The organism is Kitasatospora sp. NPDC059646 (assembly GCF_042734615.1).
Taxonomy (GTDB): Bacteria; Actinomycetota; Actinomycetes; order Streptomycetales; family Streptomycetaceae; genus Kitasatospora.
The window spans coordinates 1-21,827 of the sequence record NZ_JBHWDS010000071.1; the positions used below are offsets into that span (position 1 = coordinate 1).

General features: G+C 73.0%; 25 protein-coding genes and 1 riboswitch. Of the genes, 20 read left to right on the plus strand and 5 right to left on the minus strand.

Features of this window, described 5'->3' with window-relative positions; all coding sequences use genetic code 11:
- Nucleotides 1–149: 149 nt before the first annotated feature.
- Together mltG (ACFV1L_RS33115) and mltG (ACFV1L_RS33120) are read left to right on the plus strand one after the other, a co-directional pair.
- Nucleotides 150–1,343 carry an endolytic transglycosylase MltG gene (gene mltG / locus ACFV1L_RS33115; RefSeq protein ID WP_380373166.1) on the plus strand — a complete coding sequence of 398 codons (1,194 nt, stop codon included), beginning with the start codon at nucleotides 150–152 and terminating at the stop codon, nucleotides 1,341–1,343.
- A 110-nt stretch (nucleotides 1,344–1,453) separates the two neighbouring features.
- Entirely contained in the window at nucleotides 1,454–3,400 is a 1,947-nt protein-coding gene (mltG, locus tag ACFV1L_RS33120) for an endolytic transglycosylase MltG (RefSeq protein WP_380373169.1), read from the plus strand.
- A gap of 67 nt (nucleotides 3,401–3,467) precedes the next feature.
- Here mltG (ACFV1L_RS33120) and ACFV1L_RS33125 read toward each other — a convergent pair whose 3' ends face one another.
- Nucleotides 3,468–3,857, minus strand: coding sequence for a peptidoglycan-binding protein (locus ACFV1L_RS33125; RefSeq protein ID WP_380373171.1), 390 nt, complete (start codon nucleotides 3,855–3,857; stop codon nucleotides 3,468–3,470).
- 189 nt (nucleotides 3,858–4,046) lie between these two features.
- Here ACFV1L_RS33125 and ACFV1L_RS33130 point away from each other — a divergent pair, with 189 nt between their 5' ends.
- The 11 genes from ACFV1L_RS33130 (at nucleotide 4,047) to ACFV1L_RS33180 (ending at nucleotide 14,034) form a co-directional block, all read left to right on the plus strand.
- Nucleotides 4,047–4,859, plus strand: coding sequence for an ABC transporter ATP-binding protein (locus ACFV1L_RS33130; protein ID WP_380373173.1), 813 nt, complete (start codon nucleotides 4,047–4,049; stop codon nucleotides 4,857–4,859).
- A 77-nt stretch (nucleotides 4,860–4,936) separates the two neighbouring features.
- Nucleotides 4,937–5,338 carry a GNAT family N-acetyltransferase gene (locus tag ACFV1L_RS33135; protein WP_380373244.1) on the plus strand — a complete coding sequence of 134 codons (402 nt, stop codon included), beginning with the start codon at nucleotides 4,937–4,939 and terminating at the stop codon, nucleotides 5,336–5,338.
- Nucleotides 5,335–6,159: a shikimate dehydrogenase gene (locus tag ACFV1L_RS33140; RefSeq protein WP_380373175.1), complete on the plus strand. Its 825-nt coding sequence runs from the start codon at nucleotides 5,335–5,337 to the stop codon at nucleotides 6,157–6,159. Before ACFV1L_RS33135 ends, ACFV1L_RS33140 begins: the two co-directional genes overlap by 4 nt.
- Before the next feature lie 191 nt (nucleotides 6,160–6,350).
- Nucleotides 6,351–7,535, plus strand: coding sequence for a chorismate synthase (gene aroC, locus ACFV1L_RS33145; protein ID WP_380373177.1), 1,185 nt, complete (start codon nucleotides 6,351–6,353; stop codon nucleotides 7,533–7,535).
- Nucleotides 7,532–8,050: a shikimate kinase gene (locus tag ACFV1L_RS33150; RefSeq protein ID WP_380373180.1), complete on the plus strand. Its 519-nt coding sequence runs from the start codon at nucleotides 7,532–7,534 to the stop codon at nucleotides 8,048–8,050. Before aroC ends, ACFV1L_RS33150 begins: the two co-directional genes overlap by 4 nt.
- Nucleotides 8,043–9,134 (plus strand): 3-dehydroquinate synthase, encoded by a 1,092-nt coding sequence (aroB, locus tag ACFV1L_RS33155; RefSeq protein WP_380373183.1) that lies wholly within the window; start codon nucleotides 8,043–8,045, stop codon nucleotides 9,132–9,134. Before ACFV1L_RS33150 ends, aroB begins: the two co-directional genes overlap by 8 nt.
- Nucleotides 9,131–9,580, plus strand: a complete 450-nt coding sequence (gene aroQ / locus ACFV1L_RS33160; RefSeq protein WP_380373186.1) for a type II 3-dehydroquinate dehydratase — start codon at nucleotides 9,131–9,133, stop codon at nucleotides 9,578–9,580. Before aroB ends, aroQ begins: the two co-directional genes overlap by 4 nt.
- A gap of 73 nt (nucleotides 9,581–9,653) precedes the next feature.
- Nucleotides 9,654–10,499 carry an AAA family ATPase gene (locus tag ACFV1L_RS33165; protein WP_380373188.1) on the plus strand — a complete coding sequence of 282 codons (846 nt, stop codon included), beginning with the start codon at nucleotides 9,654–9,656 and terminating at the stop codon, nucleotides 10,497–10,499.
- A 493-nt stretch (nucleotides 10,500–10,992) separates the two neighbouring features.
- Entirely contained in the window at nucleotides 10,993–11,799 is an 807-nt protein-coding gene (locus tag ACFV1L_RS33170; RefSeq protein ID WP_380373190.1) for an Fpg/Nei family DNA glycosylase, read from the plus strand.
- Between the two features lie 84 nt (nucleotides 11,800–11,883).
- The gene (locus tag ACFV1L_RS33175; protein WP_380373193.1) at nucleotides 11,884–12,576 is read left to right on the plus strand and encodes a DUF6445 family protein; all 693 of its coding nucleotides are present in this window, start codon (nucleotides 11,884–11,886) and stop codon (nucleotides 12,574–12,576) included.
- A gap of 126 nt (nucleotides 12,577–12,702) precedes the next feature.
- Nucleotides 12,703–12,897: riboswitch (cobalamin riboswitch) on the plus strand.
- Nucleotides 12,895–14,034: a HoxN/HupN/NixA family nickel/cobalt transporter gene (locus ACFV1L_RS33180; protein ID WP_380373196.1), complete on the plus strand. Its 1,140-nt coding sequence runs from the start codon at nucleotides 12,895–12,897 to the stop codon at nucleotides 14,032–14,034. Its footprint overlaps the riboswitch before it by 3 nt.
- 40 nt (nucleotides 14,035–14,074) lie before the next feature.
- Here ACFV1L_RS33180 and ACFV1L_RS33185 read toward each other — a convergent pair whose 3' ends face one another.
- Nucleotides 14,075–14,920: an EamA family transporter gene (locus tag ACFV1L_RS33185; RefSeq protein WP_380373198.1), complete on the minus strand. Its 846-nt coding sequence runs from the start codon at nucleotides 14,918–14,920 to the stop codon at nucleotides 14,075–14,077.
- A gap of 128 nt (nucleotides 14,921–15,048) precedes the next feature.
- On the opposite strand from ACFV1L_RS33185, the gene ACFV1L_RS33190 reads away from it, so the two are divergent.
- The gene (locus ACFV1L_RS33190; protein ID WP_380373200.1) at nucleotides 15,049–15,627 is read left to right on the plus strand and encodes an XRE family transcriptional regulator; all 579 of its coding nucleotides are present in this window, start codon (nucleotides 15,049–15,051) and stop codon (nucleotides 15,625–15,627) included.
- Nucleotides 15,628–15,672: 45 nt separating this feature from the next.
- On the opposite strand, the gene ACFV1L_RS33195 is transcribed toward ACFV1L_RS33190, so the two are convergent.
- A complete protein-coding gene (locus tag ACFV1L_RS33195; protein WP_380373202.1) occupies nucleotides 15,673–15,915 on the minus strand; it encodes a type B 50S ribosomal protein L31 in 243 nt (80 codons plus the stop codon).
- Nucleotides 15,916–15,950: 35 nt separating this feature from the next.
- Nucleotides 15,951–16,115, minus strand: coding sequence for a 50S ribosomal protein L33 (gene rpmG / locus ACFV1L_RS33200; RefSeq protein WP_035859972.1), 165 nt, complete (start codon nucleotides 16,113–16,115; stop codon nucleotides 15,951–15,953).
- 132 nt (nucleotides 16,116–16,247) lie between these two features.
- Between rpmG and ACFV1L_RS33205 the strand changes: the two genes are divergently transcribed.
- From ACFV1L_RS33205 to ACFV1L_RS33225, 5 genes are all read left to right on the plus strand, one after another.
- On the plus strand, nucleotides 16,248–17,354 hold the full coding sequence (locus tag ACFV1L_RS33205) for a M24 family metallopeptidase (RefSeq protein ID WP_380373204.1): 1,107 nt from the start codon (nucleotides 16,248–16,250) through the stop codon (nucleotides 17,352–17,354).
- A gap of 69 nt (nucleotides 17,355–17,423) precedes the next feature.
- A complete protein-coding gene (efp, locus tag ACFV1L_RS33210; RefSeq protein ID WP_380373207.1) occupies nucleotides 17,424–17,987 on the plus strand; it encodes an elongation factor P in 564 nt (187 codons plus the stop codon).
- 2 nt (nucleotides 17,988–17,989) lie between these two features.
- On the plus strand, nucleotides 17,990–18,427 hold the full coding sequence (gene nusB, locus ACFV1L_RS33215; RefSeq protein ID WP_035859962.1) for a transcription antitermination factor NusB: 438 nt from the start codon (nucleotides 17,990–17,992) through the stop codon (nucleotides 18,425–18,427).
- A gap of 108 nt (nucleotides 18,428–18,535) precedes the next feature.
- Nucleotides 18,536–19,357: an acyl-CoA thioesterase gene (locus ACFV1L_RS33220; protein WP_380373209.1), complete on the plus strand. Its 822-nt coding sequence runs from the start codon at nucleotides 18,536–18,538 to the stop codon at nucleotides 19,355–19,357.
- Between the two features lie 150 nt (nucleotides 19,358–19,507).
- On the plus strand, nucleotides 19,508–20,362 hold the full coding sequence (locus ACFV1L_RS33225; RefSeq protein ID WP_380373211.1) for a hypothetical protein: 855 nt from the start codon (nucleotides 19,508–19,510) through the stop codon (nucleotides 20,360–20,362).
- Between the two features lie 89 nt (nucleotides 20,363–20,451).
- Here the strand turns inward: ACFV1L_RS33225 and ACFV1L_RS33230 are convergent, their stop codons facing one another.
- Nucleotides 20,452–20,955, minus strand: a complete 504-nt coding sequence (locus ACFV1L_RS33230; RefSeq protein WP_030459171.1) for a transcriptional regulator — start codon at nucleotides 20,953–20,955, stop codon at nucleotides 20,452–20,454.
- 263 nt (nucleotides 20,956–21,218) lie between these two features.
- On the opposite strand from ACFV1L_RS33230, the gene pyrR reads away from it, so the two are divergent.
- Entirely contained in the window at nucleotides 21,219–21,827 is a 609-nt protein-coding gene (pyrR, locus tag ACFV1L_RS33235; protein WP_380373213.1) for a bifunctional pyr operon transcriptional regulator/uracil phosphoribosyltransferase PyrR, read from the plus strand.

Consider the following 21,827-nt stretch of genomic DNA (forward strand, 5'->3'; position numbering starts at 1 on the left):
CCCAACTATACCCCCTCCCCTCCCTATTCGCGGGTGGTTTTGTGTTGGGGGGTTGTTTTTTTTTTAATCTCCGCCGGGGGGGGGGCCCGGGGGGCCCGCCCCCCCCCCGCCCCCCCCCGATCGCATGCCCGCCGCCGGAAGGCCCCGCCTTGACCGACCCGTACACCGCACCCGGACTGACCCCCGGCCACCTCGGCGCCCCCGTCGTCGAGCCCGAGGCCGCCCCGCCCGGCCTGCCGTACGGCGTCGAACCGCCCGACCCCGACCGGCTCCGCACCGGCGCAGCCTGCTGCCTCAGCGTGGCCGGACTGGTCGGCGTGGCCATGGCCGCCGCGCTCGCCGTGTTCCTGCTCTGGCCGGAGGGCAAGAAGCCCGCCCCCGACTTCACCGGCAGCGGCACCGGCCGGGTCCAGGTCTCGGTCGCCCAGGGCGCCAGCATCACCCAGATCGGCAAGACCCTGACGGCCAAGCACGTCGTCGCCTCCGTGCGGGCGTTCACCGAGGCCGCCGCCAAGAGCCCGGCCGGCGACCGGATCCACCCCGGCACCTACACGCTCAAGGAGCGGATGCCGGCCGTCGCCGCCCTCAACGTGCTGCTCGACCCGTCCAACGCCAACGCCCTGACCATTCCCGAGGGTTGGCGCTCCACCCAGATCTACGCCGCCGTCGACGCCCGGCTCGGCCTGCCCGCCGGCACCACCAAGGCCACCGCCGAACAGCACCTCGCCGACCTCGGCCTGCCCGCCGACGCCGCCGGCCACCCCGAGGGCTACCTGTTCCCCGCGACCTACCCCGTCACCGGCGACAGCACGCCCCTCGCCCTGCTCCAGGAGATGGTGAAGGAGGCCGCCACCCACCTCGACGGCGCCACCCTCGCCGAGGCCGCCGCCGCCAACAACGTCACCCCGTACGGCCTGCTCGCCGTCGCCAGCCTCGCCCAGGCCGAGGCCGACAACCCCGAGGACATGGCCAAGGTCGCCCGGGTCGTCTACAACCGGCTCGCCAGGAACATGCCGCTGCAACTCGACTCCACCATCAACTACGCGCTCGGCCGCTCCACCCTCACCACCACCGTCGACGACACCAGGCTCGACTCCCCGTTCAACACCTACGCCCACCCCGGCCTGCCGCCCACCCCCATCGACAACCCCGGCCGGGACGCGCTGCGCGCCGCGATCCACCCCGCCGACGGTGACTGGCTGTACTTCGTGACCGTCCAGCCCGGCGACACCCGCTTCACCGACAGCGCCGAGCAACAGCGGAAGAACGTCGACGAGTTCAACGCACACCGTGCACAGAACCCGTCCCCGAGCGCCGCCGGGTCCGCACTTTCCACCCCGTGAACAACAGGGAGTGACGCCCGTTGGCTACGCTGCGGTACGGTAACGTCTCCCAGAACGGACGGCACTAGCACGCCGGTTCGACGGACACCCTGGACGCGGTAAGGGGATCGATGACTGATCAGAGCGGGCGCTACGGCGCCCAGGGCGACCAGGCATGGTTCCCCGGTGAACAGCCCCAGTACGGCCAGCAGCAGTACCCCCAGGGGTACCAGCAGCCCCAGCAGCCCGGCCAGGTCCCGCCGCAGGGCATGCCCCAGCAGGGCTTCCCGACCGGCCAGTTGCCGCAGCAGCAGCCGATCGACGCCCAGGGCTACCCGCAGCAGCAGGGCTACGGCCAGCAGCACGGATACCCGCAGCAGGGCATGCCCCAGCCGGGCATGACGCAGGGCGGCCGGCAGCAGTTCGTTCCCCAGCAGCCCGGCTACGGCCAGCAACAGGGCTACCCCACCGGCCAGTTGCCGCAGCAGCAGACGCCGATGGGCGCCCAGGGCTACCCGCAGCAGCAGGGCATGGGCACCCAGGGCGGCCAGCAGCAGTTCGTCCAGCAGCAGGGCACGCCGCCGCACGGGTTCCCGGCGGCGCAGCAGGCGATGCAGCCGGGCATGCAGCCGGGCATGCAGCAAGGCATGTCGCACCAAGGCATGCAGCAGGGCATGCCGCAGCAGGGAGTGCCTCAAGGCGTGCCGCAGCCGGGACAGCCCGGCGTGCCGCAGCCCGGTGGACAGCGCCCCGCGCCGCAGGCCCGCCGCGCCGAGCCCGCAGGCGGCCCGGGTCCGGACGGCATCGACTGGGAGGCGGAGGCCGCTGCCCTCGACAACCCCAAGGCCGCGCCGGCCGCCGAGCCCGACGAGTACGACGAGCACGCGGACGCCGCCGAGCAGTGGGCCGAGGACGAGTACGAGGAGGAGCGCAGCTCCTTCCTCTCCGAGCAGGACAACTCCCGCGAGGCCGAGCGCAAGCGCAAGGAGAAGGGCAAGAAGTCCGGCCGCCGCAACAGCGGCGCGTGCCTGGTGGTCGCCCTGGTGCTGCTCGGCGCGACCGGCGGCGCCGGGTGGTGGGGCTACGGCATGTACCAGGAGCGGTTCGGCCCGCCGCCGGACTTCAAGGGCGACGGCACCGGCTCCGTCAACATCACCGTCGCCTCCGGCGCGGGCGGTGGCGACATCGGCAAGACGCTGAAGGAAGCCGGCGTCGTCAAGAGCATCAAGGCCTTCTCCGCCGCGTACGAGAAGAACCCGAAGGCGCGCGGCATCCAGCCCGGCATCTACACCATGAAGCACGAGATGTCCGCCGCCGCGGCCGTCCAGGAGCTGGTGGAGTCCAACGGCGGCAACGTGCTGATCCTGCCCGAGGGCATGAAGGCCGTCGACATCTACACCAAGATCGACGAGAAGCTGAAGCTCGACAAGGGCGCCACGGCGAAGGTCGCCCAGGCCCAGGCCGGGAACCTCGGCCTGCCCGCCTACGCCAACAACAACCTCGAAGGCTTCCTGTACCCGACCCGGTACTCCATCACCGACGGCATGAAGCCCGAGGAACTGCTCAAGCAGATGGTGACCAACGCCGTCCAGCACTACAACGACCTCAAGCTGGACGAGGCCGCGCAGAAGGTCGGCCTGAAGAACGCCTACGAGGTGATCACCGAGGCGTCGATCCTGCAGGCCGAGGGCAACAACGACCACGACTTCGGCAAGATGGCCCGAGCCCTGAGCAACCGCCTGACGACCAACGCCACGCAGGGCAAGCTGCAGCTCGACACGACGCTCCAGTACGCGCTGGGGCGGGTCAGCTTCACCAACGCCGAACTGGAGACCAACAAGAGCCCGTACAACACCTACGTCGTCAAGGGCCTGCCGCCGACCCCGATCGGCAACCCCAGCGACGCGGCGATCCAGGCGGTGCTCAACCCGACTCCCGGTGCCTGGGTGTACTGGTACGCGATGAACCCCAACGAGACCCGCTTCGCGGTCACCTACGACGAGCACCTGAAGAACGTCGAGGAGGCCTGCACCGCCAAGGGCCAGGGCTTCGACAAGGCACGCGGCGTCTGCAAGTAGCCGCCCGAGCCGCGCGGACGGGCCACGGCTTGCGCAGCCGCGGCCCGTCCGGGGTTTTCCGGCCCGGTCAGTAGATGCAGTACGGGGTCGAGCCGCCGATGTAGAGGAAGCCCATGTGGTTGCGGGTGTTGGGCCCGTAGACGCCGTCCTGGGTGATGCCTGCGGCGCGCTGGATCTGCATGACGGCGGACTTGGTCTCGTTGCCGTAGATCCCGTCGACCCCGATGAAGATGTTGTTGCACTGCGCGAGGGCGCGCTGGAGCGCCACCACGCCGTCGCCCTGGTTGCCGTAGCCCATGATGCAGCTGTCGGAGCCGTTGTCCGCCACCGGCTTGTAGAAGAAGAAGTCCTGCTTGGTGCAGGTTGGCAGGGAGGCGGCGCTCGCCTGGGCGGCGCCGATCCACAGACCGGACAGGGCCAGTGCGGCGGCGGCGAGCACACGGAAGACTCGGGACATCGACGACTCCTCAATCGGTGGACGAACGAACGTGCGTGTGGGGAGATTGTGTGCCGGTGGCCATTCGTCGAGGTGAAGCCTTTTGACTTTGATGGCCGGAATTTGAACGACCCTGACCGAAACAGGCGGGGGTCCAGTGGTCGATACGGCTTTGCGGGGCGGGCGGGGGGAGCGGGTAGCGTGAGCCGGATGGAGACGTTGCTGACCCCGGAGCCGGCCCTGCTGGAGGCCGCGCGGGTGGATGTGGTGCGTGGCGGGCGGTATCTGCTGGCGGGCGTGTCGTTGACCGTTCGGGCCGGGGAGCACTGGGCGGTGCTCGGGGCGAACGGGGCGGGCAAGAGCACGCTGCTGTCGTTGCTGGGTGCGGTGGAGCATCCGACGGCGGGCACGGTGAAGGTGCTGGGCAGGCAGCTCGGCAAGGTCGACGTGCGGGAGTTGCGCGCGCACCTGGGGCACGTCAACCCGCGGCATCCGCTGCGTTCGCCGCTGACGGTCCGTCAGGTCGTGCTGACGGGGACGACGCAGTCGATCGAGCCGGATCCGTTCCGCAAGCCGACGGCGGAGCAGGTGGACCACGCCGAGGAGCTGATCCACACGCTGGGCGTCGCGCACCGCGCGGACAGCGCGTGGACGACGCTCTCGCAGGGCGAGCGCGGCCGGGTGCTGATCGCCCGGGCGCTGATGCCCGAGCCGCGGCTGCTGCTGCTGGACGAGCCCGCGACGGGCCTGGACCTGACGGCCCGCGAGCAGCTGCTGGAGAGCCTGGACGGGCTGCGCCGGCGCTTCCCCGAGGTGGCGTCCGTGCTGGTCACGCACCACCTGGAGGAGCTGCCGGAGACCACCAGCCACGCGCTGCTGCTGCGCGACGGCCTGGTCACGGCCGCCGGGCCGGCCGCCGAGGTGCTGACCACCGAGCTGGTCTCCGACTGCTTCCGGCACCCGATCCGGATCGGCCACAGCGAGGGCCGCTGGACGGCCCGCACCCGCCGGGGCGCCGCGTGACGACGGCCCCGGCCCGGACGCTGCGCCCCGCCACCGCCGCCGACCTGGAGCCGCTGGCCGAGCTGCGGGCGGCGGCGATGCGGCCCGACCTGGAACGGCTGGGCCGGTACGACGAGCACCGGGTCCGGCAGCGGATGCGGGACGCGTTCCGGCCCGCGCACACCTCGGTGCTGGAGGTGCCCGGGTTCCCGCCGCCGGCGGGCTGCCTGGCGGTCCGTCCGGACGACCGGGAGCCCGGCGCGCTGGTGCTGGAGCACTTCTACCTCGCCCCGGCGCTGCACGGCCGCGGCCACGGCACGGCCCTGCTGCGCACCGCCCTGGACGCCGCCGACGCCGAGGGCCTGGCCGTCCGGCTGACCGTGCTGCAGGGCAGCCCGGCGCGGCGGCTGTACGAACGGCACGGCTTCGGGTTCGAGTCCGAGGACCCGATCGACGTCCACCTGTACCGACCTCCCACTCCTCGAAAGGCCGTTCCGTGACCGCTCCGCACCGGGCCGCCGTGCTCGGCTCGCCGATCGCCCACTCGCTCTCGCCCGTCCTGCACCGGGCCGGCTACGCCGCGCTCGGCCTGGACGGCTGGAGCTACGACCGGTTCGAGGTCGACGAGGCCGGGCTGGCGGCGTTCGTCACCGGCCTGGACGCCGCGTGGGCGGGCCTGTCGCTGACCATGCCGCTGAAGCGGGCGATCCTGCCGCTGCTGGACACCGTCAGCGACACCGCGCGGTCGGTGGACGCCGTCAACACGGTGGTGTTCGGCCCGGACGGGCGGCGGCACGGCGACAACACCGACGTCCCGGGCCTGGTGAACGCGCTGCGCGAGCGCGGCGTCGAGCGGGTCGGGTCGGCGGCGGTGCTGGGTGCGGGGGCGACCGCCTCGTCCGCGCTGGCGGCGCTCGGCCGGATCTGCGACGGCGAGGTGACGGTGTACGTGCGCAGCGCCGAGCGGGCCGCCGAGATGCGGGCGCTGGGGGAGCGGCTCGGGGTGGCGGTGCGCACCGCCGACTGGGCGGACTCCGCGCGGGCGCTGGCCGGGCCGCTGACGGTCTCCACCACGCCGGTCGGCGCCACCGACGGCTTCGCGGCGCAGCTGACCGGCACGCCCGGGGTGCTGTTCGACGTGCTGTACCACCCGTGGCCGACGGCGCTGGCGGCGGCCTGCCTGGAGCGCGGCGGCACGGTGCTGGGCGGGCTGGACCTGCTGGTGCATCAGGCGGTGCTCCAGTTCGAGCAGTTCACCGGGGTCGAGTCCGGTCCGCTGGCCGAGATGCGGGCCGCGGGCGAGGCGGCTCTGGCGTCCTGAGCTGGGGTTTCGCCGGCCGTTGCGGTGCGCGTCGGCGGACGTTCGCTGTCCGCCACGCGGACCGGGCCCCCGGCGGCCCTCCGGACGTGAAAGGATCGGTGCTGCCCCGTCGCGGTCCGCGTCCGGGGCAGGACGAGACGCCGGGCCGGCCGCCGTTCACGGCGTGCGGGCCGCTGACGAAGGAGCTTTCGGTGGGTAGCTTGCGCTGGCTGACGGCGGGGGAGTCGCACGGCCCCGCTCTGGTCGCGACGCTGGAGGGCCTGCCGGCCGGGGTGCCGGTCACCACCGCCATGGTGGCCGACGCGCTGGCCCGCCGGCGGCTCGGCTATGGTCGCGGCGCGCGGATGAAGTTCGAGCAGGACGAGGTGACCTTCCTCGGCGGTGTCCGGCACGGGGAGACCATGGGCTCGCCGGTGGCGATCATGGTCGGCAACACCGAGTGGCCGAAGTGGGAGCAGGTCATGTCGGCCGACCCGGTCGACCCCGAGGTGCTCGCCGGCCTGGCCCGCAACGAGCCGCTGACCCGTCCCCGCCCCGGGCACGCCGACCTGGCGGGCATGCAGAAGTACTCGATCGACGAGGCCCGGCCGATCCTGGAGCGCGCCAGCGCCCGGGAGACCGCGGCCCGGGTGGCGCTCGGCGCCGTCGCCCGCTCCTACCTGAAGGAGACCTGCGGCATCGAGATCGTCAGCCACGTGGTGGAGCTGGCCGCGGCCAAGGCCCCGGCCGGGGTGCTGCCGCTGCCCGCCGACGAGGCCCGGCTCGACGAGGACCCGGTGCGCTGCCTGGACGCCGACGCGTCGAAGGCGATGGTCGCCGAGATCGACCAGGCCCACAAGGACGGCGACACCCTCGGCGGCGTGGTCGAGGTGCTGGCGTACGGCGTGCCGGTGGGCCTCGGCTCGCACGTGCACTGGGACCGCCGGCTGGACGCCCGGCTGGCCGCCGCGCTGATGGGCATCCAGGCGATCAAGGGCGTCGAGGTCGGCGACGGCTTCGAGCTGGCCCGGATCCCCGGTTCGCAGGCGCACGACGAGATCCTGCCGACCGCGGAGGGCGTCAAGCGCGCCTCCGGCCGCTCCGGCGGCACCGAGGGCGGCCTGTCCACCGGCGAGCTGCTGCGCGTCCGCGCCGCGATGAAGCCGATCGCGACCGTCCCGCGCGCCCTGCAGACCCTGGACGTGCGCACCGGCGAGCCCGCGAAGGCGCACCACCAGCGGTCCGACGTGTGCGCCGTCCCGGCGGCCGGCATCGTCGCCGAGGCGATGGTGGCGCTGGTGCTGGCCGACGCGGTGGCGGAGAAGTTCGGCGGCGACAACGTCTCCGAGACCCGCCGCAACGTGCAGTCGTACCTCGACAACCTGATCGTCCGATGACTCCGGTCGTCGTCCTGGTCGGCCCGCCCGGCAGTGGCAAGTCCACGGTCGGGCGGGTCCTCGCCGAACGGCTCGGCCTGCCGTTCCGCGACACCGACGAGGACATCGAGCGGACCGCCGGCAAGCCCATCCCGGAGATCTTCGTGGACGAGGGCGAGCCGCACTTCCGGCAGTTGGAGCGCGCGGCCGTGGCGGCCGCCGCGACGGAGTTCTCCGGCGTGCTCGCGCTCGGCGGCGGCGCCGTGACGGCCGACGCCACGCGGGAACTGCTCGCCCCGCTGCCCGTGGTGTTCCTGGAGGTCGCCCTCGCCGACGCGGTCAAGCGGGTCGGCCTGGACGCCCCCCGCCCGCTGCTCGCGGTCAACCCCCGGGCCCGCTGGCGCGAGCTGATGGAGGCCCGCCGTCCGCTGTACCTGGAGGTCGCCACCGCCGTGGTCGACACCCAGGACCGCACGCCCGAGCAGGTCGCCGACGCCGTACTCGAAGCACTGGAGCTGAAGAACCCTCATGACTGACCAGATCGTCCGGATTCAGGTCGCGGGCAGCGACGGCCACGACCCGTACGAGGTGCTGATCGGGCACCAGCTGCTCGGCGAACTCGCCCCGCTGATCGGCCCGAAGGCCAAGCGCGTCGCCGTCATCCACCCGGAGGCGCTGGAGGCCACCGGCGAGGCGATCCGAGAGGACCTGGCGGAGCAGGGCTACGAGGCGATCGTCCTGCAGGTCCCGAACGCCGAGGACGCCAAGAGCGCCGAGGTCGCCGCGTACTGCTGGTCGGTGCTCGGCCAGACCGGCTTCACCCGCAGCGACGTGATCGTCGGCCTCGGCGGCGGCTCGACCACCGACCTGGCCGGCTTCGTCGCCGCCACCTGGCTGCGCGGGGTGCGCTGGATCTCGGTGCCCACCACGCTGCTCGGCATGGTGGACGCCGCGGTCGGCGGCAAGACCGGCATCAACATCGCCGAGGGCAAGAACATGGTCGGCGCCTTCCACCCGCCCGCGGGCGTGCTGGCCGACCTCGGCACCCTGGAGACCCTCGGCAAGCACGACTACGTCTCCGGCCTGGCCGAGGTGATCAAGGCCGGCTTCATCGCCGACCCGGTGATCCTCGACCTGATCGAGCAGGACCCCGAGGCCGCCACCACCCCGGCCGGCCCGCACACGTCGGAGCTGATCCGGCGGGCCATCCAGGTCAAGGCCGACGTGGTCTCCGGCGACCTCAAGGAGTCCGGCCGCCGGGAGATCCTCAACTACGGCCACACCCTGGGCCACGCCATCGAGCGCAACGAGCGCTACAAGTGGCGGCACGGCGCGGCGATCTCCATCGGCATGGTCTTCGCCGCCGAACTCGGCCGCCTGGCCGGCCGGTTGGACGACGCCACCGCCGACCGGCACCGCACCGTGCTGGCCTCCGTCGGCCTGCCGCTCACCTACCGCGCGGACGCCTGGCCGAAGCTGCTGGACGCCATGAAGATCGACAAGAAGTCCCGCGGCGACCTGCTGCGCTTCATCGTCCTCGACGGCCTCGCCAAGACCTCCGTCCTCGAAGGCCCCGACCCGTCCCTGCTGGTCGCCGCGTACGCGGAGGTCTCCGGATGACCGCCCCCGTTCCGGTGCTGGTGCTGAACGGCCCCAACCTGGGCCGACTCGGCTCCCGCGAGCCCGACGTGTACGGCTCCACCTCGTACGCGGGCCTGGTCGAGCGGTGCACCGCCCTCGGCGCGGAGCTCGGCCTCGCAGTCGACGTCCGGGAGACCAACTCCGAGGCGGAGATGGTCGGTTGGCTGCACGAGGCGGCGGACGCCAAGACCCCCGTGGTGATCAACCCCGGCGCGTTCACCCACTACTCGTACGCGATGCGGGACGCCGCCGCGCAGCGCACCGCCCCGCTCGTCGAGGTGCACATCTCCAACCCGTACACCCGCGAGACCTTCCGGCACACCTCGGTGATCGCCGCGGTCGCCTCCGGCACCATCGCGGGCTTCGGCCTCGGCTCGTACGAACTCGCCCTCCGGGCGCTGGCCGAACAGCTGACCAGCCGCTGACCGCGGAGCGGCCCGGTGGCGGACTTGTGCCCGCCACCGGGCCGACGTGTACATTCGGCGCAGGGAGGTGACGGTGAGCCAGTACGCGCAGAACCACCAGCCGGGGGGCCAGGTGCCACCCCGTCCGGGGGCGTCCCCGTACTTGACGGCCCCTCAACCGCCGTACCCCGTACCGCCGCTGCCCACCACCACCCAGGCCGCCCCCGCCCCGGGGCCGACCGCGCCCCGCCCCGACCGGCCGACCGTCCCGCTGACGGCCGTCGCCCCGGTCGCCCCCGGCGGCACCGGCCACTTCCTGCTCCCCACCGGCGGCACCGTCCAACTCCCCGCCCCGCCGCCCCGGATGCCCTCGCTGCCCGCCCCGCTGCCCACCGGCCCGATCGCCGTCCTGCTGATCGGCCCCGCCGGCGCCGGCAAGACCACCGTCGCCCGGCACTGGGCGGAACGCCGCCCCACCCCCACCGCCCACATCAGCCTCGACGACGTCCGCGAATGGGTCCAGTCCGGCTTCGCCAACCCGCAGTCCGGCTGGAACACCGCCTCCGAGGCCCAGTACCGCCTGGCCCGCCGCACCTGCGGCTTCGCCTGCCGCAACTACCTCGCCAACGGCATCTCCTGCATCATCGACGACGCCGTCTTCCCCGACCGCCCCGCGATCGGCCTCGGCGGCTGGAAACGCCACATCGGGCCCGGCATGATCCCGGTCGTCCTGCTCCCCGGCCTCGACCGCGTCCTCACCCGCAACGCCGAACGCTCCGGCAACCGCCGCCTCTCCGACGACGAAGTCGCCCGCATCCACGGCCGCATGGCCGGCTGGCGCACCTCCGGCCTCCCCATCATCGACAACTCCAACCTCACCGTCCCCGAAACCGCCGCCGCCCTCGACCAGGCCGTCCTCACCCGCCTCCACCAGCGCTGACCCCCACCGTCCCCCCGCTGCACCGCGCTCGGCTGCGCACGCTTCTCCGCTGCGCGGGGCTTCGCCGCACCGATATCCCCCAGGCGGGCCTTCGCGCTGCGCGGGCTCTGGGCGAGTAGGTGTGGCTGCGCCTGTTTCTCGCTGCGCGCCGCCCTCCGCTGCGCGGGGCTCGGTTGCGCCGGTCTTCCCCGGTGGGGGTGTTCCGCTGCGCGGGCTCTGGGTGAGTAGGTGTGGCTGCGCCTGCTTCTCGCTGCGCGCCGCCCTCCGCTGCGCGGGGCTTGGCTGCGCGGGCTTCTCCGCTGCGCGGGGCTTGGCTGCGCCTGTTTCTCGCTGCGCCGCCCTCGGCTGCGCGGGGCTTTCGACGGGTGGGGCTCGGGTGTGTCCGGGTTCCGTTCGACGGGGTCTTCCGCTGGTCGGCCGGTGCCGGAGACGTGTCGGTGCGGGCTGGGAGAATGGGGTGTGTCGGGTCGGATCGGACGAGGAGTTGACGCGGGTGCCCGAGGGGCATGTGGTGCATCGGTTGGCGGGGCTGAACGGGGAGCGGTTCGGGGGGCGGCCCGTGCGGGTCTCGTCGCCGCAGGGGCGCTTCGCGGAGGGGGCCGCGCTGCTGGACGGGCGGGTGCTGGAGGTCGCGGAGGCGCACGGGAAGCACCTGTTCCTGGGGTTCGGGGACGACTGGCTGCACGTGCACCTGGGGTTGTACGGCAAGTACGAGTTCGGGGTGGGGGAGGCCCCGGAGCCGGTCGGTCAGGTCCGGTTGCGGATGGCGAACGACGAGGGCTACGCCGATCTGCGGGGTCCGACGGCGTGCGAGGTGCTGACGCCGGGGGAGAAGGCGGCGCTGCACCGCCGGCTGGGGCCGGACCCGTTGCGGCCGGGCGAGGCCGGGGACGCCGCGTGGCAGCGGATCTCGCGGAGCGGGACGTCGGTGGCCGCGCTGCTGATGGATCAGAAGGTCCTGGCGGGTGTCGGCAACGTGTACCGCGCGGAGGTGCTGTTCCGGCTGGGGATCAGTCCGCACCGGGCCGGCCGGGACGTGAGCCGGGCGGAGTGGGACGCGATCTGGGCGGATCTGGTGGCGCTGATGCACGACGGCGTCGCGGCGGGGCGGATCGACACGGTCCGGCCGGAGCACACGCCGGAGGCGATGGGGCGGCCGCCGCGGGTGGACGACCACGGTGGCGAGGTGTACGTGTACCGGCGGCAGGACCAGCCCTGCCTGGTGTGCGAAACCCCGGTGCGCACGGAGGAGTTGGCGGCCCGGAACCTGTTCTGGTGTCCGCGCTGCCAGCAGTCCTGACGCTCCGTCACCACGGGAAGCCTTGACGCAAGGTTGACCGGGTCTTGGTCGAGGGTCCCGGAACGCGCTCCTATTGTCGGGTCCATGTCCGCACAACCGTTCCGGGGCTACCGCCCGGCCCCCGCCCTGCCGGTCCTGCCGTACCGCAAGCCCACCAAGGGGCGCGACTACTGGGTGCTGGACGACGTGCTTCCGGACCCGGACGCGGTGCGCGCCCGGCACCTGGCCCGGACCGACTGGGACGAGGGCTACCCGCACAAGCCGGAGTCGTGGCCCGGGCTGCGGGCGATGCCCGGCCTGGAGCCGGACGAGTTGGCGCACGTCGAGAAGCTGGTGCGGGAGACCGTGCAGGTGCCGCGGATCTGGGCGCTGGGCGAGGCCGAGGGCGGCACGTTCAACCACAACTGCGTGCAGGTGGTGGGGGCGGGGGAGTGCGAGCCGCGCCCGCACACCGATTCGCGGTCGCTGTGCCGGTACGCCGCCGTGCTGTACCTGAACCCGAACGTCCCCAAGCGGTGCGGGACCAGCTTCTACCGGCAGAGCCTGCCGGGCGGCCGGCTCGGCGGGAACACGGTGGTCGCCCCGCACAACAACCTGGTCGACGCGCTCGGTACCCGCTTCGTCCCGCCGGACTCGTTCACCGAGGACCTGGCCGTGCCGCACCGGTACAACCGGCTGCTGCTGTACACCGCGAACCTGATGCACACCGCCACCGAGTACTACGGCGCGACGCTGGAGGAGAAGCGGATGACCTGCGTCTTCTTCTGGATGGCCTGACGCAGCGTCAAGTAGCCCTGATGACAGCCGAATCGGGGCGGCAATCCGGGCCTGCGGCGAGGCCCGAGTGATCTTCGACACCCGGCGGCGCGTGCGCCCGCCCTTGCCGCTGTCCGGCCGCCGGTTCTACGGTGGTCGGGCCGTGGTGTTCGGGAAGCCGGTGCACTGTGCTCGTCACAGGAGTCCGGAGCGGCCCTCGCCACTGTGATCGGGGAGTCGTCGGCTCCCACCTCGTGCCACTGGCCCCGCGGCCGGGAAGGCCGGGCGCCGACGCCGAACACCCCGTCAGCCAGGAGACCGGCCACGGCATCTCACGAAGTGATCCACGAGGTGCTGGAGCGTGATGCGCGGATGACCGCGTCCGATTCGACCGTGCCCGGAAACGTTCCGGGCTCCCCCCTGCCGTCCTTCCGCTGGCGACGCGAGGACACCGTGCGCACCGCCGGCCTGATGGCGGTGATCCTGGCCCTGCACGTGGCCGCGTTCGGAACCCTGCTGTTCCTGGTGGTGCCGGAGAAGTACCAGGTCGGCACCCAGGTGTTCGGTGTGGGGCTGGGCGTCACCGCCTACACCCTGGGCATGCGCCATGCCTTCGACGCCGACCACATCGCGGTGATCGACAACACCACCCGCAAGCTGATGGCGGACGGCCGCCGTCCGGTCTCGGTGGGCTTCTGGTTCGCCCTCGGGCACTCCTCGATGGTGGTGGTGATGGCCGGGCTGGTGGCCGGCGGCGCCGCACTGGCGGGCACCCTGATGGACGAGGACTCGACGACCCATCAGGTGCTGGGCACCATCGGCACCACCGCGTCCGGTGCGTTCCTGTACCTGATCGCGGCGCTCAACCTGGTGGCGCTGCTGGGCATCCTGCGGGTGTTCCGGGCGATGCGGGCCGGGGAGTACGACGAGGCCGAGCTGGAGAAGCACCTGGACTCCCGGGGCTTCCTGGCCCGGATCCTGAGCCGGGCGACCCGTTCGATCACCCGGCCGGGCCAGATGTTCCCGGTGGGCATGGTGCTGGGCCTGGGCTTCGACACGGCCACCGAGGTCACCCTGATGGTGATGGCGGGCTCGGGCGCGGCGTCGGGCCTGCCCTGGTACGCGATCGTCTGCCTGCCGCTGCTGTTCGCCGCGGGGATGAGCCTGTTCGACACCCTGGACGGCACGTTCATGAACTTCGCCTACCAGTGGGCGTTCTCCAACCCGGTCCGCAAGGTGTACTACAACCTGACGATCACGGGGCTGTCGATCGCGGTGGCGTTCGTGATCGGCACCATCGAGCTGGTCGCCGTCCTGCACGACAAGCTCGGCCTGGACGACCCGGTCTCCGGCTGGATCGCCGGGCTCGGCCTGGACAACGTGGGCTTCGTGATCGTCGGCCTGTTCGTGGTGGTCTGGGCGGCGGCGATCGCCTACTGGCGGATCGCCCGCCGCTCCAAGGCGTTCGCCGGGGCCTGAGCCGGAACGGCGGCCGGTACCGGCGCGGCCCGACGCCGCGTCAACCGGCCGCCAGGATCAGCGTTCCGGCCACCGCCAGGCCGGCGCCGACCACCTGGATCCGCAGCAGCCGCTCCTTGAGCAGGCCGCGCGCCATCAGCGCCGTGACCACCGGGTAGAGCGACGCGAGGACGGCCGCCACCGCCACCGAGCCCAGGTGGGTGGCGGCGGCGTACAGGCCGTTGGCGGCCACGTCGGCGACGCCGACCGCGGTCAGCGCGGGCAGCGAGCGGGCCGCGCCGCGCAGCCCGAGCGGCTCCCGGCGGGCCGCGGCGGCCAGCATGCCGATGCCGACGGCGGCGTTGGTCAGCCGCTGCACGCACAGCGTCAGCAGCAGGCCGCCGCCGGCGCTGGCGTGCGCGATCAGCGCGAGCACCGCGCCGAACGCGAACGCGGCGGACAGCGTGAGCACCAGCACCCGGCGGCTCACCGCCGGCCCGCCGCGCTGCGGGCCGCCCGCCAGCGCGACGCCGGCGACCGCCACCACGATGCCCAGGCCCTGGACGGCTGCGGGCCGCTCGCCGAGGAACAGTCCGACACCGATCGGCACCAGCACGCCGACGGTGGCCAGCGGCGAGACCACGCCCATCGGCCCGAGCGCCAGCGCCCGGTAGAAGGCGAGCAGTGCGAACGGCCCGATCACCCCGGCCGCGACGGCGTACCAGAGCGCGGGCCCGGCGTCCGCCCAGCCGCCGGTGGCGGTGACGGCCACCGCGAGGACCGCGGCGGCCGCGGTCTGGGAGAGCACCACCACGCCGAGCGCGGGCAGCCGGCGCGTGATCGCGCCGCCGCCGTAGTCGGCGACGCCCCAGAGCAGGCTGGCCAGCAGCGCGAGGCCGGCGCTCACGAGGCGGTGCCGGGGGGTACGGACGGGGGCAGCATGGTGTACTCCGCAGTACAGTCGGTGGATCTCTCGTGCTGCCGCAGCATAGTGCAATCCACTGAACTGCCCCAACCAGAATATTGGACTCAAGCGTGCCGGAACCCGACCTCGTCACCCAGGCCCTCGCCCGCAACCTCAAGCGGCTGCGCACCGAACGCGGCCACACCCTGGACGCCCTCGCGGCCCGCTCGGGCGTCAGCCGCGGCATGGTGGTCCAGATCGAGCAGGCCCGCACCAACCCCAGCGTCGGCACCGTGGTCCGGCTGGCCGACGCGCTCGGCGTCTCGATCGCCCGGCTGCTCGACTACGACGAGACCTCCCAGGTGCGGATCGTCCCCGCCGAGGAGGCCGTCCGGCTGTGGAGCGGCCCGGGCGGCGGCAGCGGCGTCCTGCTGAACGGCATCGAGGCCCCCGGCCCGCTGGAGCTGTGGACCTGGCACCTGCGCCCCGGCGAGACCCACGCCTCCGACCCGCACCCGGCCGGCACCGTCGAGATCGCCCGGATCGACGAGGGCGAACTCACCCTGGTGCTGGACGGCCGCGCCCACCGCATCCCGGCCGGCTCCACCGCCTCCTACGAGGCCGGCACCGCCCACAGCTACCGCAACGAGGGCGCCGCCGACTGCCGCCTCACCCTGGTCGTCTCCGTCCCCCCGCCGGCCGGTCGATGAGCGGAGGGCCCCGGGATCACCCGGGGCCCTCCGCGCCGTGCCCGATCAGAGGCCGTACCGGCGCCGGTACAGCTCCACCCGGCCCGCCGTGTCCAGCAGGCGGGCCTTGCCGGTGTAGAACGGGTGGCTCGCCGAGGACGTCTCGACGTCCACCACCGGGTACGTCCGCCCGTCCGTCCACTCGACCGTCCGGCCGCTGGTGGCCGTGGACCTGGTCAGGAACGACAGGCCGCCCGCCCTGTCCCGGAACACCACCGGACGGTACTCGGGGTGCACTCCCTGCTTCATCTGCTCCTCCTTCGCGTCCTCGAACTCCTCGAACGTCAGCGGGTCTCGCGGAACTCCACGTGCCGTCCCGCCACCGGGTCGAACTTCCGCAGCACCATCCGGTCCGGGTCGTTCCGCCGGTTCTTGCGGGTGACGTAGCCGAAGCCCGTGCCCGCCGTCGACCGGAGCGTGATCACCGGTCGCAGCTCGCTGCGCGCCATCTCAACCTCCCGATCCCGGCAACGATTGCCGTTTTCATCAAGCCCCAACGCGGCTCCGTCCGGCGGCATTCCCGCCCGTCCGACGGCCCGTCCCGGCGCGCGCACCCCCGGCCCCGTTCGTACGCTCGGAGCATGTCCGACGCGCACGCCGCCCGACGCGAACGCCTCCGCGAGTACTGCAGCGCCTCCGGGGCCGACGCCGCGCTGATCACGCGCGCCGCCAACGTCCGCTACCTCACCGGCTGCCCGCCGTGCGGCGCCGCGCTGCTGATCACCCGCGAGCGCGCGGTGCTCGCGCTGCCGGAGGACGTCCCGCCCGAGGAGGCCGTCGAGCGGGAGGTCGACGAGGACGTCACCCGGCTGCCCGCCCCCGCCGAGACGGACGCCGCGGCCGCCGCCGCCGAGGCCGCCGCCCGGCTGCGGGTGCAGGACCTCGCCGTCGAGGAGCACGACCTGACGGTCGACCGGCACCGCGTGGTCGCCGCCCTGGTCGCCCCCGCCCGGCTGCTCGACCTGGACCGGGCGGTGGAGCGGCTGCGGGTGGTCAAGGACGAGCACGAGCTCGCCGACCTGCGGATCGCCGCCGAGATCGCCGACCAGGCGCTCGGCGAGCTGCTCGAATCGATCCTGGTCGGCCGCACCGAACGCCACCTGGCGATGGAGCTGGAGCGCCGGATGATCGACCACGGCGCGGACCGGGCCGCCTTCCCGGTCTCCGTCGGCACGGGCAGCCACTCCGGCCTGGAGCGCCACCAGCCCACCGACCGCCGGGTCGAGGAGGGCGACTTCCTCACCGTCGCCCTGGGCGCGCAGTACCGCGGCTACGGCATCTCCACCGCCCGCACCTTCGTGATCGGGGCCGCCCCGGCCGCCTGGCAGGTCGACCTGCACCGCCTGGTCTTCCGCGCGCAGCGGGCCGGCCGGGAGGCGCTCGGGCCGGGCGTGGAGCAGCACGTGCCGGACGACGCGGCCCGTTCGATCCTGCAGGCCGCGGGCCACGCCGAGCACGCCGTCCACCCGCTCGGGCACGGCATCGGCCTGGAGATCAGGGAGGCACCGCGCCTGGGGCCCGCCGACATGGGTAAACTGGACAATCGCGTGCCGGTCACCGTCGGTCCAGGAGTGCATCTCCCGGGCCGGGGCGGAGTCCGGATCGAGGACACGCTCGTGGTGCGGCCTCCCGAGGAGGGCGGGCCCGAGCTGCTCACCATCACCACCAAGGAGCTCCTCGCGCTGTAGCCCCCCGGGCCGCGGCGGCGCACTGCTTGGTGCTCTTTGACAGCGGACATATCAGGAGTAAGTGCGCCCGTGGCTACCACGAACGATCTCAAGAACGGCATGGTCCTCAAGCTGGACGGCGGCAAGCTCTGGTCCGTCGTCGAGTTCCAGCACGTCAAGCCCGGCAAGGGCCCGGCCTTCGTGCGCACCAAGCTCAAGGAGGTCCTCACCGGCAAGGTCGTCGAGAAGACCTTCAACGCGGGCATCAAGGTCGAGACCGCCAACGTCGACAAGCGGACCATGCAGTACTCGTACCGCGACGGCGACGCGTTCATCTTCATGGACATGGACACCTACGACCAGGTCCCGGTCGACTCGGCCACCGTCGGCGACGCCGCCAAGTACCTGCTGGAGGGCTTCGAGGCCCTGGTCGCCCAGAACGAGGGCGTCCCGCTGTACATCGAGCTCCCCGCCGCGGTCGAGCTGGTCATCGCCGAGACCGAGCCGGGCCTGCAGGGCGACCGCTCCACCGGTGGCACCAAGCCCGCCACCCTGGAGACCGGCGCCGAGATCCAGGTGCCGCTGTTCGTCACCACCGGCGAGAAGGTCAAGGTCGACACCCGCGACGGCAGCTACCTCGGCCGGGTCAAGTAATCGTGGCCGCTGCTCGTAGCAAGGCCCGCACCCGGGCCTTCCAGATCCTGTTCGAGGCGGACCACCGCGGCGTGGCCCCCGAGCGGGTGCTCGCCGACTGGATCGCGCGCTCGCGCGACCCCCGTCCGGACGAGGGCATTCCGCAGGTCGCGGAGTACACGATGCAGCTGGTCGAGGGCTACGCGCAGCACGCGCGCACCATCGACGACCTGATCTCCACCTACGCGGTGGGATGGACGCTCGACCGGATGCCGATCGCCGACCGCAACGTCCTGAGGCTCGGCACGTACGAGCTGATCTGGGAGGACGGCACCCCCGACGCGGTCGTCCTGGACGAGGCCGTCGAGATCGCCAAGGAGTACTCCACGGACGAGTCGCCGGCCTTCGTGAACGGCCTGCTCGCCCGCTTCCTGGAGCTCAAGCCGACCATCCGTCGCTGAGCCCGCAGCACCTCGTCGAAGGCCGCCGGACCTGTTGGTCCGGCGGCCTTCGCGCGTAAGCTACCGGCAAGTAATGTGTTTTGGCGTCTGCGCAGAAGGGCCCCAGCCATGCCGGAGACCACCAGCGAGTTCGACCGCGGCATCGCGCTCACCCCGCACCCCGAGGAGCCCGGCCGCTACGACGGCGAACTCGGCGACGGCTGGCAGATCGGCGGCGGCGTCAACGGCGGCTTCCTGCTCGCCTTCGCCGCGCACGCCCTCGCCCTGGAGGCCGGGCCCGGCCACCCGCACCCGCTCACCGTCAGCGGCACCTACGTCTCGCCGTCCCGGCCCGGGCCCGCCACCGTCCGCACCGAGATCATGCGCCGCGGCCGCACCCTGGCCACCGGCAGCGCCGTCCTCTCCCAGGACGGCGAGGAGCGGCTGCGGGTCACCGCCGCGTTCACCGACCTCGCCGCCCTCGACGACGAGGTCGCCACCACCGCCGTGCCGCCCGTGCTGCCCGCGCCCGAGCAGTGCATCGGCATCGAGCACGCGCCCAAGGAACTCATCGCCCAGGCCGCCCTGCTGGAGCGGATGGACCTGCGGCTCGACCCGGCCACCGTCGGCTGGGCGCTCGGCCGGCCGTCCAAGGAGGGCCGCATCCAGGGCTGGTTCAAGCTGGCCGACGGCCGCCCCGCCGACCCGCTGTCGCTGCTGCTGACCGCCGACGCGCTGCCCCCGGTCACCTTCGACCTGGGCCGCCCCGGCTGGGCGCCCACCATCGAACTCACCGTCCACCTGCGCGCCCTGCCCGCCGACGGCTGGCTGCGCGTCTCGCACGCCACCCGCAACGTGGCCGGCGGCTACTTCGAGGAGGACTGCGAGATCTGGGACGCCGACGGCCGGCTGGTCGCGCAGTCCCGCCAGCTCGCCAAGACCCCGCGCTGACCGTCCCCGCGGGCGGGGCCCGAATCGGCAGATCGGGCCCCGGACTTGACCGTCGGTTGCAGAGTTGTGACAGCCCGTGTGTGTGGGACGGGTGTGGGAGGGGAGGAGTGGGTCAGCAGTTGCTCGACCGAGATCCCCCGGGAGCCACCGATGTCCAGGAACAGCCGCCGGCCGCGCCGTTGCAGCGCCGAGTCCTCGCGCCGCAGCGACGAGGCCTTCGTGACCGGGATCCTGACCAGCGAGAACGACTTCGCCCGGGCGCTGGAGTGGCAGCTCACCGACGCGCCGGACTACGACACCTACCTGCGGGAGACCGCCGAGCTGCTGGCCGACGCCTTCGAGGCGTACGCCACCGTCCGGGCCCGGATGTTCCACCTCGACGACTTCGCGGACTACTGCCTGCTGCACGGCCTCGACCCGCACGAGCAGGCCGCCCGGGACGGCTACCTGGTCAACCCGCCGCTGCAGACCCAGCTGGTCGGCTACCGCGGCGAGGAGCTCGCCGACTTCGTCCCGCGCCTGGTCCGGGCCCGCGAGGGCGGCCTGACGCTCCGCCACGCCGACCTGGTGACGGACGGCGCGCTGTGCGGCGCCGAGCAGGCCGCCGCCGACCCGCGGGTGCGCTGGACGTACCAGCAGGCCTCCGAGGTGTTCCGCCGGGTGCTGGTCGGCGCCGGCTGCGGGGCCTACGAGTTCCGGGTCGCGGTAGACGCCCCCGGCGGCCCGCTGGAGGCCGCCGTCCGGGTGCTGCACTGGGAGGACGGCGCGGTCCGGATCAACGACGAGGACCTCGACCTGGTCACGGCGGTGCTCTGCGCCGGCCTGTACGGCGAACTGCCGGGCGCCGCGGTGCTGCACGGGACACAGGGCGCGGGCGCGCTGTGCGGCGAGTACCGGCAGGTCGCCTGGGCCTGGCGCAGCACCGGCTTCGACTGGACGCCGGCCGAACTCGCGGTGGACGGCGTGGCCGCCGGCCCGGGCTTCAGCCTCGGCACCGTGGTCTGACCGGCCGCCCCGCGGACGTGCGACAGCGGGGCGGACCGCCGGAGAACCGGCCGTCCGCCCCGCTGTGACGTTTCTTCAGATCGAGCGGCTCAGCTCGCGTCCTCCTCGCGGACGGCACGTCGCGCGTCCGGGTTCAGCACGCCCCAGCTGATCAGCTGCTCGGTGAGGATCGAAGGGGACTGGTCGTAGATCACGGCGAGGGTGCGCAGATCGTCCTGGCGGATCGAGAGCACCTTGCCGTTGTAGTCGCCGCGCTGCGACTGGATGGTCGCGGCGTAGCGCTGCAGCGGGCCGGCCTTCTCGGACGGGACCTGCGTCAGGCGCTCCAGGTCGAGCACCAGGCGCGGCGGCGGCTCGGCCGCGCCGCCCGGGGTGCCGCCGGGCAGCAGCTCCTGCACCGGGACGCCGTAGAACTCGGCCAGCTCGGCGAGGCGCTGCACCGTGACGGCGCGGTCGCCGCGCTCGTAGGAGCCGACGACGACAGCCTTCCAGCGGCCCTGGGACTTCTCCTCGACGCCGTGCAGGGAGAGACCCTGCTGAGTGCGGATCGCACGGAGCTTGGCCCCGAGCTGCTTCGCGTAGTCGCTGGACATGGATCTCCCCGGACGAGATTGCTTCGCGTGCGCTGAAATGGGAGCGACGAGCGCCCCCTGCGGAGCACCTTCGTAACTCACTGTGAGGTTACGTAGAGTGAGGGTGGCGCGTCAAGCCGAATGGGGCACTCGTGCGAACGCGTGGCGAACGGGCGGAGATCAGCGCACTGCTACCATGGGCGAGGCTCCGGCTGCGGCCGGAAACCCTTCCCGACATCCTTTAAGACCCGTCCCGTGAGGCGGGGAAGGAGGTCCGCTTCGGCATGACCACACCCAGTTCCACCCCCCGCGCCCCGCACCAGGTGCTGGACGCCACCGACGTCGCCCGGGTCGTCACCCGGATCGCCCACGAGATCGTCGAACGCGCCAAGGGCGCCGAGGACGTCGTGCTGCTGGGCATCCACACCCGCGGCGTCCACCTGGCCCACCGCCTGCGCGCCAAGCTCAACCAGATCACCGGCCGGGAGATCCCGTTCGGCACGCTGGACATCACGATGTACCGGGACGACCTGCGGCTGAAGCCCGCCCGGGCCCTGGAGCACACCGAGATCCCCGCCGACGGCATCGACGGCAAGCTGGTGATCCTGGTCGACGACGTGCTGTTCTCCGGCCGCACCATCCGCGCCGCCCTCGACGCCCTCGGCGACATCGGCCGCCCGCGCGCCGTGCAGCTGGCCGTCCTGGTCGACCGCGGCCACCGCGAACTCCCCATCCGCGCCGACTACGTGGGCAAGAACCTGCCCACCTCGCTGCGCGAAGCCGTGCAGGTCCAGCTGTCCGAGACCGACGGCCGCGACGCCGTCCTGGTCGGCGACCGCGACTACGCCGCACGCTCCTCCCAGGCCCTCGCCGATCCCCAGCTCCCGGAGTAA

Excerpts from the sequence above, each read along its gene's own strand:
- pyrR (WP_380373213.1), top strand. The coding sequence starts at position 21,219 with ATGACCACACCCAGTTCCACCCCCCGCGCCCCGCACCAGGTGCTGGAC.
- ACFV1L_RS33130 (WP_380373173.1), top strand. The coding sequence starts at position 4,047 with ATGGAGACGTTGCTGACCCCGGAGCCGGCCCTGCTGGAGGCCGCGCGG.
- ACFV1L_RS33125 (WP_380373171.1), bottom strand. The coding sequence starts at position 3,857 with ATGTCCCGAGTCTTCCGTGTGCTCGCCGCCGCCGCACTGGCCCTGTCC.
- rpmG (WP_035859972.1), bottom strand. The coding sequence starts at position 16,115 with ATGGCGCGCAGCGAGCTGCGACCGGTGATCACGCTCCGGTCGACGGCG.
- ACFV1L_RS33205 (WP_380373204.1), top strand. The coding sequence starts at position 16,248 with ATGTCCGACGCGCACGCCGCCCGACGCGAACGCCTCCGCGAGTACTGC.
- ACFV1L_RS33220 (WP_380373209.1), top strand. The coding sequence starts at position 18,536 with ATGCCGGAGACCACCAGCGAGTTCGACCGCGGCATCGCGCTCACCCCG.
- ACFV1L_RS33195 (WP_380373202.1), bottom strand. The coding sequence starts at position 15,915 with ATGAAGCAGGGAGTGCACCCCGAGTACCGTCCGGTGGTGTTCCGGGAC.
- ACFV1L_RS33230 (WP_030459171.1), bottom strand. The coding sequence starts at position 20,955 with ATGTCCAGCGACTACGCGAAGCAGCTCGGGGCCAAGCTCCGTGCGATC.
- aroB (WP_380373183.1), top strand. The coding sequence starts at position 8,043 with ATGACTGACCAGATCGTCCGGATTCAGGTCGCGGGCAGCGACGGCCAC.
- mltG (WP_380373169.1), top strand. The coding sequence starts at position 1,454 with ATGACTGATCAGAGCGGGCGCTACGGCGCCCAGGGCGACCAGGCATGG.
- ACFV1L_RS33175 (WP_380373193.1), top strand. The coding sequence starts at position 11,884 with ATGTCCGCACAACCGTTCCGGGGCTACCGCCCGGCCCCCGCCCTGCCG.
- ACFV1L_RS33150 (WP_380373180.1), top strand. The coding sequence starts at position 7,532 with ATGACTCCGGTCGTCGTCCTGGTCGGCCCGCCCGGCAGTGGCAAGTCC.
- ACFV1L_RS33225 (WP_380373211.1), top strand. The coding sequence starts at position 19,508 with ATGTCCAGGAACAGCCGCCGGCCGCGCCGTTGCAGCGCCGAGTCCTCG.
- aroQ (WP_380373186.1), top strand. The coding sequence starts at position 9,131 with ATGACCGCCCCCGTTCCGGTGCTGGTGCTGAACGGCCCCAACCTGGGC.
- ACFV1L_RS33135 (WP_380373244.1), top strand. The coding sequence starts at position 4,937 with ATGCGGCCCGACCTGGAACGGCTGGGCCGGTACGACGAGCACCGGGTC.